Origin of the sequence: Thiomicrolovo immobilis (assembly GCF_039645955.1) — a bacterium.
Taxonomy (GTDB): Bacteria; Campylobacterota; Campylobacteria; order Campylobacterales; family Sulfurimonadaceae; genus Thiomicrolovo; species Thiomicrolovo diazotrophicus.
The window spans coordinates 217,031-229,779 of the sequence record NZ_CP147916.1; the positions used below are offsets into that span (position 1 = coordinate 217,031).

Annotated in this window: 13 protein-coding genes and 1 other RNA gene; 9 read left to right on the forward strand and 5 right to left on the reverse strand. The window is 58.3% G+C overall.

Going from position 1 to position 12,749, the window contains the following annotated elements; translation table 11 throughout:
• Positions 1 to 126 precede the first annotated feature (126 nt).
• Both prfA and rpsT read right to left on the reverse strand, forming a co-directional pair.
• Positions 127 to 1,194, reverse strand: a complete 1,068-nt coding sequence (gene prfA / locus WCX72_RS01150; protein WP_345970398.1) for a peptide chain release factor 1 — start codon at positions 1,192 to 1,194, stop codon at positions 127 to 129.
• A 180-nt stretch (positions 1,195 to 1,374) separates the two neighbouring features.
• Positions 1,375 to 1,635 carry a 30S ribosomal protein S20 gene (gene rpsT / locus WCX72_RS01155; protein WP_345970400.1) on the reverse strand — a complete coding sequence of 87 codons (261 nt, stop codon included), beginning with the start codon at positions 1,633 to 1,635 and terminating at the stop codon, positions 1,375 to 1,377.
• A gap of 112 nt (positions 1,636 to 1,747) precedes the next feature.
• Between rpsT and glmM the strand changes: the two genes are divergently transcribed.
• From glmM to WCX72_RS01180, 5 genes are all read left to right on the forward strand, one after another.
• On the forward strand, positions 1,748 to 3,088 hold the full coding sequence (gene glmM / locus WCX72_RS01160; RefSeq protein ID WP_345970401.1) for a phosphoglucosamine mutase: 1,341 nt from the start codon (positions 1,748 to 1,750) through the stop codon (positions 3,086 to 3,088).
• Positions 3,081 to 3,530, forward strand: coding sequence for a signal peptidase II (gene lspA, locus WCX72_RS01165; protein WP_345970403.1), 450 nt, complete (start codon positions 3,081 to 3,083; stop codon positions 3,528 to 3,530). The genes glmM and lspA overlap by 8 nt, the downstream gene beginning before the upstream one ends.
• A gap of 72 nt (positions 3,531 to 3,602) precedes the next feature.
• Positions 3,603 to 3,700, forward strand: an RNA gene (gene ffs / locus WCX72_RS01170) — signal recognition particle sRNA small type.
• A 138-nt stretch (positions 3,701 to 3,838) separates the two neighbouring features.
• Positions 3,839 to 4,093 carry a hypothetical protein gene (locus WCX72_RS01175; RefSeq protein ID WP_345970404.1) on the forward strand — a complete coding sequence of 85 codons (255 nt, stop codon included), beginning with the start codon at positions 3,839 to 3,841 and terminating at the stop codon, positions 4,091 to 4,093.
• 38 nt (positions 4,094 to 4,131) lie between these two features.
• Positions 4,132 to 4,581, forward strand: a complete 450-nt coding sequence (locus tag WCX72_RS01180) for a DoxX family protein (RefSeq protein ID WP_345970406.1) — start codon at positions 4,132 to 4,134, stop codon at positions 4,579 to 4,581.
• A gap of 32 nt (positions 4,582 to 4,613) precedes the next feature.
• Here WCX72_RS01180 and WCX72_RS01185 read toward each other — a convergent pair whose 3' ends face one another.
• A complete protein-coding gene (locus WCX72_RS01185) occupies positions 4,614 to 4,841 on the reverse strand; it encodes a hypothetical protein (protein ID WP_231019856.1) in 228 nt (75 codons plus the stop codon).
• 62 nt (positions 4,842 to 4,903) lie between these two features.
• Positions 4,904 to 5,680 (reverse strand): undecaprenyl-diphosphate phosphatase, encoded by a 777-nt coding sequence (locus WCX72_RS01190; RefSeq protein WP_345970407.1) that lies wholly within the window; start codon positions 5,678 to 5,680, stop codon positions 4,904 to 4,906.
• Between the two features lie 158 nt (positions 5,681 to 5,838).
• Here WCX72_RS01190 and WCX72_RS01195 point away from each other — a divergent pair, with 158 nt between their 5' ends.
• Genes WCX72_RS01195 through WCX72_RS01210 form a run of 4 tightly spaced genes read left to right on the forward strand, consistent with a single transcriptional unit; the run spans position 5,839 to position 11,504 of the window.
• On the forward strand, positions 5,839 to 6,948 hold the full coding sequence (locus tag WCX72_RS01195; RefSeq protein WP_345970409.1) for an alanine--glyoxylate aminotransferase family protein: 1,110 nt from the start codon (positions 5,839 to 5,841) through the stop codon (positions 6,946 to 6,948).
• Positions 6,945 to 7,787 carry an ATP phosphoribosyltransferase regulatory subunit gene (locus WCX72_RS01200; protein ID WP_345970410.1) on the forward strand — a complete coding sequence of 281 codons (843 nt, stop codon included), beginning with the start codon at positions 6,945 to 6,947 and terminating at the stop codon, positions 7,785 to 7,787. Before WCX72_RS01195 ends, WCX72_RS01200 begins: the two co-directional genes overlap by 4 nt.
• A 14-nt stretch (positions 7,788 to 7,801) precedes the next feature.
• Positions 7,802 to 9,052: an adenylosuccinate synthase gene (locus WCX72_RS01205; RefSeq protein ID WP_345970412.1), complete on the forward strand. Its 1,251-nt coding sequence runs from the start codon at positions 7,802 to 7,804 to the stop codon at positions 9,050 to 9,052.
• 49 nt (positions 9,053 to 9,101) lie between these two features.
• Positions 9,102 to 11,504, forward strand: a complete 2,403-nt coding sequence (locus WCX72_RS01210) for an EAL domain-containing protein (RefSeq protein WP_231019864.1) — start codon at positions 9,102 to 9,104, stop codon at positions 11,502 to 11,504.
• A gap of 5 nt (positions 11,505 to 11,509) precedes the next feature.
• On the opposite strand, the gene WCX72_RS01215 is transcribed toward WCX72_RS01210, so the two are convergent.
• The gene (locus tag WCX72_RS01215; RefSeq protein WP_345970414.1) at positions 11,510 to 12,688 is read right to left on the reverse strand and encodes an FAD-dependent oxidoreductase; all 1,179 of its coding nucleotides are present in this window, start codon (positions 12,686 to 12,688) and stop codon (positions 11,510 to 11,512) included.
• Between the last annotated feature and the right edge of the window lie 61 nt (positions 12,689 to 12,749).

Sequence of the window (12,749 nt, forward strand, 5' to 3'; positions counted from 1 at the left end):
CGGAAGAAGAAAGGGCAACAAGCTGCCGCTTTCGGGACATCCCACTCCCCGGTGATCCTCCTGACACGCTAATTATCATTTCGGACTTATATAAAAAGCGGATAGTGGCTTGGGCAGCGATGCCGCTTAGAGGCCTGCAGCCTCCATGCTTTTTGCTTGGGCGTCAGCGATGAGAGGGTCGATGATCTCGTCGAAGAGGCCGCCGGTCATGATCTCGTTGAGGCGGTAGAGCGTCAGGTTGATGCGGTGGTCCGAGATGCGGTTCTGAGGGTAGTTGTAGGTGCGGATGCGGCCGCTGCGGTCGCCGGTACCGACCTGTTCCTTGCGCGCGGCGCCCTCGGCCTCCTGGGCTTTCTGCTGCTCGATCTCAAAGAGGCGCGCCTGCAGGACCTTCATCGCTTTCTCTTTATTCTTATGCTGCGATTTCTGGTCCTGGTTGGTGACGACGATGCCGGTGGGCAGGTGGGTGATACGCACCGCGGAGTCGGTCGTATTGACGGACTGCCCGCCACAGCCGGAGGAACGCATGACGTCGATCTTGAGATCGTTCGGATCGATCTTAACGTCGACGTCATCCGCTTCGGGCATGACGGCCACGGTGATGGCGGAGGTGTGGACGCGTCCCTGGGACTCCGTCGCCGGGACCCGCTGCACGCGGTGGGTCCCCCCTTCAAATTTCAGACGGCTGTAGACCTTGTCACCCTTGATGAGCGCCGTGATCTCCTTGTAGCCGCCCATGTCGGAGGGGCTGGAGCTGATCAGTTCGATCTTCCACCCTTTGATCTCCGCGTAACGGGTATAGGCAGTAAAGAGGTCGCCGACAAAGATTGCGGCTTCGTCCCCGCCGGTGCCCGCGCGCATCTCCAGGATAATGTTGCGCTCGTCGTTGGGGTCCGTCGGCAGCAGGAGGACCTTGATCTCCTCCTCCATCACGGGGACCTGCGGTTCGAGGGTTTTGAGCTCCTCTTTGGCCAGTTCTCCCAGTTCGTCGTCGTAGACAAGAGACTTGTTCTCTTCGATGTCCACGAGCAGCTGTTTGTAGGCCTTGGCCGTATCGACGATGTCTTGCAGGGAGGATTGCTCTTTGGAGAGTGCGGTCATCCGTTTGATGTCGTTGGCGATGTCGGGACTGCTGAGTAGTTCGCTGAGTTCGTTATAGCGGTCGATAAAAGGGGTCAGTTTGTCAGAAAGCATTCATACTCCCAGTATGTGAAGAACATTCAGTATTCATGTAATGTCTAGGATGAAAATAGGGGGAGATTAAGCGCGGTTAATCTGCGCGCGCCCCGAAGGAAGTACCCTTGGGGTGCGGGCCCGCCGCCTAGGCGAACCCAGTGTTAACGTAGACAACGGGGCTTTTGCTCCGTTGACGTACTACAGGCTGTTTACAGCTTTTTGCAGGCGGCTGACTTTGCGGGAAGCTGTCTCTTTTTTCAGGATCCCTTTGGTGACGAACTTGTGGATCTGCTGGTTAGCGACAGTCATAGCGGCAGATGCTGCTTCTTTGTTGCCTTCATCGATGGCTGCGCGGACAGCTTTGACGATGTTTTTCAGGCGCGTGCGGTAAAATCTGTTACGTTCCGTACGTTTTTCAGTTTGACGGATACGTTTCATTGATGACTTATGGTTTGCCATAGCCTTTATCCTTCTGGAAAAAAATTTAGGGTAGAATACTACCTTAAAAATATTTAAATTTAAGTTAAACTTTAGTGTATTCCCCGCTTTCTGGGCGATGAGAAGGGTAGAAATGAAATTATTCGGGACCGACGGCGTACGTGGTGAAGCGGGAACATTTTTGACGGCGGAGCTGGCGATGCGTACGGCGATGGCAGCGGGGATCTACTTCAAAAAGAGCTCTAAGACGAAGAAGATCCTGCTGGGCAAAGATACGCGCCGCAGCGGCTATATGATCGAAAACGCCATTGTCAGCGGCCTGACCGCCGTCGGGTACGACGTCGTGCAGATCGGGCCGATGCCCACACCGGCCATCGCCTTCCTGACCGAAAACATGCGCTGTGACGCGGGCATCATGATCTCGGCGAGCCACAACTCCTTCGAAGACAACGGCATCAAGCTCTTCGACGCCCACGGCAACAAGTTCTCCGAAGAGGTCGAAGCGCAGATCGAAGCGATCTACCGGGACGACGCGCAGATCGCCAAAGCGCAGGTCACGGGCCGCGCCATCGGTTCGGCAAAGCGGATCGACGACGTCATCGGCCGCTACATCGTCCAGCTCAAGAACTCCTTTCCCGATGTGCTCAGCCTACAGGGGATGCGCATTGTGCTCGATACCGCCAACGGCGCGGGCTACAAGGTCGGTCCGACGGTTCTTGAGGAGCTGGGGGCGGAAGTGATCGTCCTGCATAACGGCCCTGACGGTTTCAATATCAACGAGGGGTGCGGCGCGCTGCACCCCAAAGACGTCCAAAAAGCGGTCAAGCAGTACCGTGCCGACATCGGTTTCGCCCTCGACGGCGACGCGGATCGCCTGGTCGTGGTGGACGAAAAGGGCGAGGTGATCGACGGGGACCAGTTGCTCGGCGCTCTGGGACTTTTCATGCACAAGTACGGCCTGCTCAAGGGTGACGGGATCGTGGCGACGGTGATGAGCAACCAGGCGCTTGAAGACGCGATGGCCGCCGCGGGGCTCACGCTCCACCGCTGCGGCGTCGGCGACAAGTACGTGCTGGAGACGATGCGCGAACACGGCATCAACTTCGGCGGCGAACAGAGCGGGCACGTCATCATGCACGATTTCGCCAAGACCGGGGACGGCCTGGTGACGGCGCTGCAGGTGCTGGCGATGGTGCTGATGACCGATGCGAAGGCCTCCACGGCGCTGCGCCCGTTCGAACTCTATCCGCAAATGCTCGTCAATCTCAATGTCAAAACGAAAAAGCCGCTGGACACCATCGACGGACTCGCAGACGTGCTGCAGGGGGTCGAGGCCGCAGGCATGCGCCACCTTATCCGCTACAGCGGGACGGAGAACAAGCTGCGCCTCCTGCTCGAAGGGCGGGACCGCGAAGCGATGACTACGGAGATGGAGCGCCTCAGCGGCTTCTTCAGGCATGCCCTCAATGACTAGGGGCGTGCTCGCACTCTTCCTGGCCCTGGCCGGGATTTTCATCATCGACCAGAACATCAAGGCGCTTTTCCTGGACGGCTACCGTTTCTACAGCGACTGTATCGATCTGACCCTCGTCTACAACAAAGGGGTCGCTTTCTCGATGTTCGCTTTCCTGGAATCATGGCTCAAATGGCTGCAGCTGCTGCTGATCGCCGGGGTGCTCGTGTATGTTTTGCGGCTGAAAAAAACCTGCTACATGCTCCCGGTCGGCATCTTGGTGGGTGCGGGCCTCTCCAACGTCTACGACCGTTTTGTGCACCCGGGAGTAGTGGATTACGTTTACTGGCACTGCGGGTTTGATTTTGCCGTCTTCAATTTTGCCGACGTGATGATCGATGTGGCGGTGCTCTGGCTGCTGCTGCTCAATCTGAAAGCGCATTGGTGCAAAACCGGAAGCTGAGAGTTGCATTCCGGGGCGTGATGCGGTATAATTACACCAGCGCTCAGGACAGTTCGCTGTTTTGAACGCTCTCCTTTAGACCTGTGCAATGCGTAGGCGAGGCACTGGGTCAGGATGGGAACATAGCAGCCCACCTTTTCTGTGCATGTGCCGCAGGTATCTGGAGGAGAGTTCCTCACTACTTCTTTTTATAAAACCCCAAAAAAAACTGTTTATGAAACGTTATTGATGCTGTGCGATCATGCTCGTTGATGGTATTGAGCCCTTCCCGCTACAATGCTTTCAGACAGATCGAACACAAGGAGTGTATGATGAGAACGTATAAGTTGGCGGCAATGCTGCTCGGCGCGGCCCTGTTGATGGGAATCGGCGCGACGTCGGCCTTTGCAAAATGCAACGGCGAAAAAATGGAAACACCGGCAACCAAGTGCAGCGGTGAGAAAAAAGCGAAGATGAATACCAAGTGCAACGGCGAGAAAAAAGAGAACATGAACGCCAAGTGCAACGGTGAGAAGCAAGAGAAGCCGAAAGGCAAATGTGGCCAGGGAAAATGCAGCGGGTGATCCCGCGGCAGTGAGTTTCCCGCAGGAAAGGAGCCGCCATGCAATGCCAGCTTTCCAACCTATGTAAAATCGTCGAACCGGCCGTGGAAAAGCTTCAGAGTGTCGCACTGCTTTTCGTACGGCTGATCCTCGCTTATGGTTTCTATGAACCGGCGAAGATGAAGTGGAACGATATCGGCTCCGTGGCCGAATGGTTCGCTTCCATGGGCCTCCCAATGCCCACACTGCAGGCATACCTGGCGGCAACGACGGAAGCATCGGGTGTCGTGCTCTTGACGCTGGGGCTATTTACGCGGCTGATCTCCATTCCGTTGATGGTCGTCATGCTCGTTGCCATTACCCTCGTGCACCTGCCCAATGGCTTCCAGTCAGGCAACAACGGGTTTGAAATCCCGCTGTATTATTTTATTATGCTTTTCGTCCTGCTGACGCACGGCGCCGGTAACCTCTCCTTCGACCGGCTGCTGTTCAAACGCAAAGAGGCCTGACCCCTACGGGGCCTCTGCCCCATCCCCATATTTTAGTCTTCCCGGTATTTTGAGATCCCGCACGGCTGGTTCGGCGAGGGCGGATGCGCTTCAAGGTATTCGAGATCCTCGAGGGTCTGTTTGAGGACCTTCTGCTGCTGCAGCAGCGGCAGCATGGCGTTGTCTTTCTGGGTCAGGTTGAGCTTCATATCCATCAGGATCGCCTGCACCTCTTTGTCGAGGTCGGACAGGGCGTTTCTTACGTGTTCGATCGGTTTCATGCCGCGATTATAGCCAAAGGGCGTTGGACGGAAGCCCCGGGTTTTTGGCTAATGCAGCTGTTTCAGTGGACGAGTTCGACGCCGAAAAGCCCGTAGAGCAGACCGCTGGCAATGAGGTAGACGCCGAAGGGCTTGAAACTGTAGCGCGAGACGACGGCGAGGAAGGTTTTGACGGCGATCCAGCCGACGACAAAGGAGACGACGAAGCCGATGGCCAGTGCGCCGAAATGCTCGAAGGAGAGGGCCGAGTACTCCTTGAGCAGCGTATAGCCAGAGGCGGCGCCCATCGTCGGGATGGCCAGCAGGAACGAAAAGGCCATGGCCGTGTCCCGCGACAGTCCGCCGAGCATCCCGCCGAGGATCGTCATCCCCGAGCGCGAAACCCCCGGCACCAGGGCGAAGACCTGGAAGACACCGACGGTGAGGGCCTGTTTCATGCTGACCCCCTCGAGGTCTTTGACGGCGTGCGCCTTGGGCTTGTAGGCGAACTCGACGGCAAGAAAAGCGATCCCGGTGAGGATCATCAGGGCGACGGTGGAGTTGGCGGCGAACATCGCCTCGATCTGTTTGTGAAAGAGCAGGCCGACGATGCCCGTCGGGATGAACGCGGCGATGAGTTTGATCCAGAGCGCAGCGCTCTGCATGAGCCGTTCGCGGTAGATCAGCATGACCGAGAAGATCGGCGCGATCTGGATGATGATCTCGAAGGCGGTCAGGAAGGTGTCCTGCTTGAGACCGAGCATCTGTCCGGCGAGGTAGAGGTGGGCGGTAGAAGAGACGGGAAGATATTCGGTAATTCCCTCGACGATGCCGAGGATGAAGGCGTCAAAAAGCGTCATAAAATTGGGTCCGGATGTCAAGATGCGTCATTGTACCTATTCGGCCCGAAAACCAACCTTGAGAGACCCTTAAATGAACATAGAGTATAATACGCGGCTTGAAAAAGGCGGTGCAAATCCGCCTTGCCGCATATGCATATCATTTAAGGAAAAAAAGCATGCTGCTCTTTACCCCCGGTCCTACCCCTGTTCCGGAATCCGTCCGCAAAGCGATGGCGGAGGAGACGATCCATCACCGCACGCCGGAGTTTGAAGCGATCTTCGAACGGGCGCGCAAAGCGCTCTTCGGCCTGATGAAAACCGATGAGGTCGTGATGCTGGCCTCGACGGGTACCGGCGCGATGGAAGCGGCCATCACCAACCTCTGCCGCGATACCCTGCTGAACATCAATGCGGGAAAATTTGGCGAGCGTTTCGGCAAGATTGCCCAGGCGCACGGGCTGCAGAACGTTGAACTGACCTACGAGTGGGATACACCGTCAACGCCCGAGGATGTCCTCGCCGCGCTGCAGGAGAACCCGCGCATCGACGCCATCGCCGTTCAGATCAGCGAGAGCGCCGGCGGCCTGCGCCACCCGGTCGAAGCGATCGCCGCGGCCGTCAAGGCGGTGCGCCCCGACGTCATGATCATCGCGGACGGCATTACCGCTGTCGGCGTCGAAGCGATCGATGTTACCCACATCGATGCCCTGCTGGCGGGAAGCCAGAAAGCGCTGATGCTGCCGCCAGGCCTTGCCGTCATCGGTCTGAGCAATGCGGCGGTCGAGAAGATCGGCGCAGGGAAGGGGTACTACTTCAACCTGGCGACGGAGATCAAGAAGCAGCGTACCAATACGACGGCCTGGACGGCGGCGACAACGCTCGTGATCGGCCTGGAAGCCGTCCTGGCGGAGATCGAGGCCAAGGGCCTCGAGACGCTTTACGACGAAACGGCCCGCCGCGGTGCCGCGACACGGGCCGCCTTCGAGGCACTGGGACTGCATATTTATCCGAAAACGCCTGCGGCGTCCATGACAACGATTGATGATGCGAACGCCAACGAGATCCGCGCGCTGCTGAAAAAAGAGTTTGACGTCAACATGGCCGGCGGTCAGGACCACCTCAAAGGGAAGATCTTCCGTGTCAACCACATGGGGCTGATCAAGCCGTTCGAGGCCGCCTGGGTCGTCAACGCCGTCGAGGTCGCCCTCGACAAGCTCGGCCGCCGCAGCTACGACGGCACGGCGGGCCGCGTCTTTAACGAAATCTATTTCGGGCTGACGGCATGATCTTTGCCCACGAGATTCCCGAAGGGAGCAAGCTCTATTTCGGTGCCAGCGCCCGCCGCAAGCGGGAGATCGAGCAGATCGCCAGTGATGTGCTTTATGCTGACGGCTTCGAAGAGATCGTCGTGCCGCTTTTTTCGCACCACCAGCATGAGAGCATCTCCGATGCCAAAGAGCTGATCCGTCTCGGGGACCGTGACAACAACCGCATGAGCCTGCGCGCGGACACGACCATCGATGTCGTGCGCATTATCTCCAAGCGCCTCGGGCGCAATACGGACCACCGCAAATGGTTCTACATCCAGCCGGTCTACCGCTACCCGTCACACGAGCAGTACCAGGTCGGTGCCGAGGTGATCGGCGAGGCGGACCTCTCCATCGCGCTCACCCGCTGCCTCGAGATCTTCGAGCGTCTGGAGACGCAGCCGCTGCTGCAGATCTCCAACATCAACATCCCGAAGATCCTGAGCCGCCTGCTCGATATCCCGATGGACGATTTCCGCCACATCCGTATCGAGAACCTGCTGGCGCGGGGGATCGACTGGCTGACAAAGCTCGTCTACCTCGAGAACCCTTCGGAGATCGACGCGGTCCTGCCGCTCGTGCCGGAGGAGCTCCGTGTCGAGCTGCTGAAGATGAAAGAGCTCAGCCTGAGCGTGCCGTATGCCAATACGGTCGTCGCACCGCTCTATTACGCGAAGATGCTCTATTACGACGAGCTCTATTTCCGCGTGATCGCGGACAACGACGTTTACGCCAGAGGCGGACGCTATAAAAACGAAGATGTGACCAGTGTCGGCTTCGCCATCGCTACCGATGTGCTGCTTGAAGCCGGCGTGTAAAGGAAATTGAAATTATGAAAAAAGCAGATTTGATCGTCGGCATCCAGTGGGGCGATGAGGGCAAAGGGAAGATCGTTGATCTTCTTGCGCAGAAATACGACGCCGTCGCGCGTTACCAGGGCGGGCACAATGCCGGCCACACCATCTGGGTCGACGGGACCAAATACGCCCTCCACCTGATCCCCTCCGGCGTCCTGAACCCCGAAGCGATCAACATCATCGGCAACGGCGTCGTCGTTTCGCCGGCGGCACTGATCAAAGAGATGAAACAGTTCGACAAGCTCGAAGGGCGTCTCTTTGTGAGCGAATCGGCGCACATGATCCTCGGCTTCCACGAAGAGATCGACCAGGCCAAAGAGCGCCTGCGCGGCAAGAAGGCGATCGGGACGACCGGCCGCGGCATCGGGCCCGCTTACAGCGAAAAGATCGCCCGCGCGGGCTTCCGCCTCGGCGAACTGCGCGATATCGACGCCCTGGTCGCCCGCGTCCTCGAGTACTTCGAGCAAAACGGCGCCATTTACAGTGCTATGGGCATCGAGGCACCGGACGCGGCGGCGCTGAAAGCGGAACTTGAAGGCTTCGCGGCTTCTTTGCTTCCGTACCTGGCCAACACGACGCAGATGGTCTGGGAACTGCTGAAAAAAGATCAGAACGTACTGCTCGAAGGGGCACAGGGAACGATGCTCGATATCGACCATGGGACCTACCCCTATGTCACAAGCTCTTCGACGATCGCGGCGGGGGCGTGCATTGGACTGGGAATCAGCCCGAAAGATATCGGGAAGGTGACCGGGATCGTCAAAGCCTACTGTACGCGTGTCGGTAACGGCCCTTTCCCGACGGAAGATTTCGGGACTGACGGCGACAAGCTGCGCGAACAGGGGCACGAGTTCGGCACGACGACCGGCCGCCCGCGCCGCTGCGGATGGTTCGATGCCGTGGCGACGAAGTTCGCCAGCCGCATCAACGGCTGCGACGAGCTGGCCATTATGAAACTCGACGTCCTCGACGGCTTCGACGAAGTTAAAGTCTGTGTCGGCTACGAGGTCGGCGGGGAAGTCGTTGACTATATGCCGCTCGATCTTGAAGCGGCCACGCCGGTCTATAAGAGCTTCCCCGGCTGGGAGCGGACCGAAGGCGTGCGCGAATGGGATGCGCTGCCGGAAACGGCCAGGGCTTACCTCAGCGAGATCGAAAAGCTGACCGAAACGAAGATCGGCATGGTCTCCACCTCCCCCGACCGCAACGATACGATCATCCGTTAGGTGTCACACCTCTAACGGAGTCGGTCACTTTTCGATATAATCTATCGTAATGAAGTTGACAATCTGGAACTCCCTAGCATCGAAACTGCTGTTCTCCCTGGCGTTTTTCAGCCTGCTGCTCGTCTTCGGGCTGGCATACGTCAATACGAAAATCGTCATCAGCGGGTACAAAAAACAGCTTCAGGAACTGGTGGAACAGAAGATCGACTTTATGCTTCCCCAGCTCTCCGATGCCCTGCACAACGACAAACAGCTTCTTGTCGAAGAGCAGCTCATCCGCCTCAGCTCGGCACAGGTGATCAACGGCGTACGCCTGCTTAGAAACCACGGGCGTCCCCTTGTCGTCGGCAACTTCGGCTCTTCGCACCGCCTCTTTACCCTGGCGCTTCCCGTGACCAATATCAACGGCGAGATCATCGCCTCGATGGATGTTGCCGTCTCCGACCGGAATTTCCGGTCGATGATGGAACAGTATTTCCAGTTCCTCGCCGCGATCATCGCCGGGTACGTCCTGCTCGTCCTGCTGCTGCTGCGGCTGCTCTACCGTTCCTTCCTTCCGCTGCGGGAGCTGACCCGGAAACTGGAAGCCTTCGACCCGAGCCACCCCGTGCCCATTGAACTGCGGGATACCAGCGCGAACGAGATCGGCATGATCGCCGAAGCGGCGAACAAAATGAGTGACAACATCATCCACCACGCCGACTTTATGAACGAACTGCACAAAGAGATCGAAGAGGGGCGCCAGCACCTCAAAGAGGCGCAGCAGATCGCGCGGATGGGAAGCTGGCGGATCGATACGCAGACGCACGACTGCAGTTTCAGTGACCAGATGTACGTGCTGCTGGGCCTGCCGATGGACGGCATGCCGCTGACCTGGGAAGCACTGCTCAATGTTATCGAGCCGTCGCAGCGCCAGGCATTTATCCGCGCCCTCGAGAACACGGCCCAGACCCACACCCCGTTCCGCCTGATGCACAAGCTTGTCAATGCCCACGGGGAGGCGATGCACGTACTGACCGAGGGAAAACTGAGCCTCCGGCGTGACGGGAAGGCGTTTATTTCGGGGATTACGATGGACGTCAGCGAGCAGGCGGAGAGCCAGCAGATGATCGAAAAGCTCGCCTTCTACGACCCGCTCACCAACCTGCCGAACCGGGTGCTCATGCAGGACCGTCTGCAAAAAGCAATCAAGGACGCCAACCGCCGGGGCGAGAAGCTGGGCGTGCTTTTCCTCGACCTCGACGGCTTCAAAAACGTCAACGACACCCTGGGACATACCCTGGGAGACCGGCTGCTCAAAGAGGTGGCGGAGCGCCTCAAGCGCACCCTGCGCGACTCCGACACGATTTCGCGGATCGGCGGGGACGAGTTCATCGTTCTGCTGCCGCTGATCAATTCGGAAAAAGACATTACCATCGTCGCGAAGAAGATGATCGACGCCCTGCAGGAGCGCTGGGAGTTCGGGGACAAGGCGATCTTTACGACGACGAGTATCGGTGTGGCGATCTACCCGGATCACTCCGACGACGCCGACACCCTGATCAAGTTCGCGGATACGGCCATGTACAAGGCGAAAGAGGACGGGCGAAACCGCTACCGTTTCTACGATACGACGATGGGAGAGACGATCCGCAAAAAGCTCCAGGTCGAGCACGAGATGCGCGAAGCGATCGAAACGATGGAGCAGTTTGAGCTTTACTACCAGCCGAAGATCTCCCTGCGCACGGGCGCCATCACCGGTGCCGAGGCGCTGATCCGCTGGAACCACCCGAAGATCGGTACGGTCTACCCGGACGACTTCATCCCCGTCGCCGAGCACACGGGGATGATCATCAAGATCGGCGAGTGGGTCATGCACGAGGCGGCCCGCCGCATCGAGCAGTGGCGCGCCTCGGGGATCGTACCGCTGAAGCTGGCCGTCAACCTCTCCGGGCGCCAGTTCGGCAGCCCGCTGCTGCTGCACCAGATCCGGACCGTGTTGCAGCGCTACGACATCAAGCCGGAGTATCTGGAGTTCGAGGTGACCGAAAGCGTCTCCATGATCAGTCTGACCGAAAGTCTGAAAGTCCTGCACCAGCTGCGTGACCTGGGCGTCGGCGTCAACATCGACGACTTCGGGACGGGCTACTCCTCCCTGGCCTACCTCAAGCAGTTCCCGGTCGATACCCTCAAGATCGACAAGGCGTTCATCATGAACATGCTTGATGACCAGGATGACCGGACCATCGTCGAATCGATCGTCTCACTGAGCAAGGCGATGGGTCTGAAAATCGTCGCAGAGGGTGTTGAAAGCATCGAACACGTCCGCCTTCTCAAGAAGCTCGGCGTCGACTACGGGCAGGGGTATTTCTTCAGCAAGCCGGTGCCGTTCGGCCAGCTTGACCGCATGTACCGGAACAACCTCGTGAAGATGAAGACGCTCCGCGAATCGGAACGCCGGGAAGCAGTCTAGCCCTCCTAGAGCCCCGGCAGGCGCGGAAGCTTTCCCAGCTTGCTGTTGCGGCAGTACCATCCCCACCCTTTTTTCATCCAGTGTCCCAGGATGGGCATCGGCATCATGAAGGCTTTCTTGTCGTCGCGGAAGACGAAGCCCGCACCGGTGCCGGTGTCCATGACGCAGAGGATGTTGAGGTGCTCCTGGTACCCTTTGCGTTCCGCCTTTCCGGCGTCGCGCGCGGCGATGTTGCAGGCGATGTTTTTGGACATGACTTCGGCCACATGCCCCTGTTTCGCCCGCCACTCCGGCCCTTCCAGCGCCGCGACGTCTCCGGCGGCATAGACGTTACTGACTTCGCCGTCGATCACGACTTCGCTGTAATCGTTGATGGCGACGAAACCGGCTTCGTTCGTCGGGAGGTCGGAGGCCTTGATGACACCGTGGCCGTCCCCGGCGGGAATGAACATCGTGAAGTCCGAATCAAGCTTGCTGTCATCCTCGAAGACGACGCCGTCCTCTTCGAAACGTTTGATCTTTTTGCCGAAGTGTTTGTTCAGATCGGCCCGTTCGAACATCGTGTCCATCATCTTCAGGGCCTGGTCGCCCATGCGTGCGCCCGGCTTGGGCATCGGGGCGAAAAAGGTCAGTTCGAAACGGTCGCGGATCCCTTTTTTCTTCAGGAGCTCATGAAGATTGAAAAAGAGTTCGAAGCCGGGACCGCCGCGTACGGCGGAGGTGTCTTTGGGGTTGCCGCCGAAGCCGAAAGCGATCTTGCCGCTCCCTTTGGCGACCAGGGCGTCGATCCGCTCCTTGATCCGCAGCGATTCGCGCGGGTCGCCGCAGATGGAGAGGGTATGCTCGATACCGGGGTGTTTCATCTTGTGCGCTCCGAGGGCGATGACGAGGTAGTCATAGTCGTCGATCACCTTCCCGGAGGCGAGGGTGATGCGGTTTGCCTTTGCCTCGATCGTTTCGACCCCGTCAACCACGAGGGTGAAGCCGTGGGCATCCCTCAGCGCCTCCAGAGAGACCTTGATATCGTCAAAGGAGGCTTTGCCCGTCGGGACCCAGATGGAAGTCGGATAGATGTAAAAATAGTCCCGGTCGCTGACGAGTGTCACGTCATAACCTCTTTTGCGCAGATGCGTCGCCGCATCGACTCCTGCAAACCCTCCGCCAAGCACCAACACCTTTTTCATCTCTGCCCCTATAATTTGGATTGATAATAATCATAATATAATGACGATAAAATCAAAATTA

Coding starts and splice junctions, on each gene's coding strand:
- prfA (WP_345970398.1), bottom strand. CDS start 1,194: ATGCTTTCTGACAAACTGACCCCTTTTATCGACCGCTATAACGAACTC.
- WCX72_RS01175 (WP_345970404.1), top strand. CDS start 3,839: ATGATGAGAACGTATAAGTTGGCGGCAATGCTGCTCGGCGCGGCCCTG.
- rpsT (WP_345970400.1), bottom strand. CDS start 1,635: ATGGCAAACCATAAGTCATCAATGAAACGTATCCGTCAAACTGAAAAA.
- WCX72_RS01190 (WP_345970407.1), bottom strand. CDS start 5,680: ATGACGCTTTTTGACGCCTTCATCCTCGGCATCGTCGAGGGAATTACC.
- WCX72_RS01200 (WP_345970410.1), top strand. CDS start 6,945: ATGATCTTTGCCCACGAGATTCCCGAAGGGAGCAAGCTCTATTTCGGT.
- WCX72_RS01180 (WP_345970406.1), top strand. CDS start 4,132: ATGCAATGCCAGCTTTCCAACCTATGTAAAATCGTCGAACCGGCCGTG.
- WCX72_RS01215 (WP_345970414.1), bottom strand. CDS start 12,688: ATGAAAAAGGTGTTGGTGCTTGGCGGAGGGTTTGCAGGAGTCGATGCG.
- lspA (WP_345970403.1), top strand. CDS start 3,081: ATGACTAGGGGCGTGCTCGCACTCTTCCTGGCCCTGGCCGGGATTTTC.
- WCX72_RS01205 (WP_345970412.1), top strand. CDS start 7,802: ATGAAAAAAGCAGATTTGATCGTCGGCATCCAGTGGGGCGATGAGGGC.
- WCX72_RS01195 (WP_345970409.1), top strand. CDS start 5,839: ATGCTGCTCTTTACCCCCGGTCCTACCCCTGTTCCGGAATCCGTCCGC.
- WCX72_RS01185 (WP_231019856.1), bottom strand. CDS start 4,841: ATGAAACCGATCGAACACGTAAGAAACGCCCTGTCCGACCTCGACAAA.
- glmM (WP_345970401.1), top strand. CDS start 1,748: ATGAAATTATTCGGGACCGACGGCGTACGTGGTGAAGCGGGAACATTT.
- WCX72_RS01210 (WP_231019864.1), top strand. CDS start 9,102: ATGAAGTTGACAATCTGGAACTCCCTAGCATCGAAACTGCTGTTCTCC.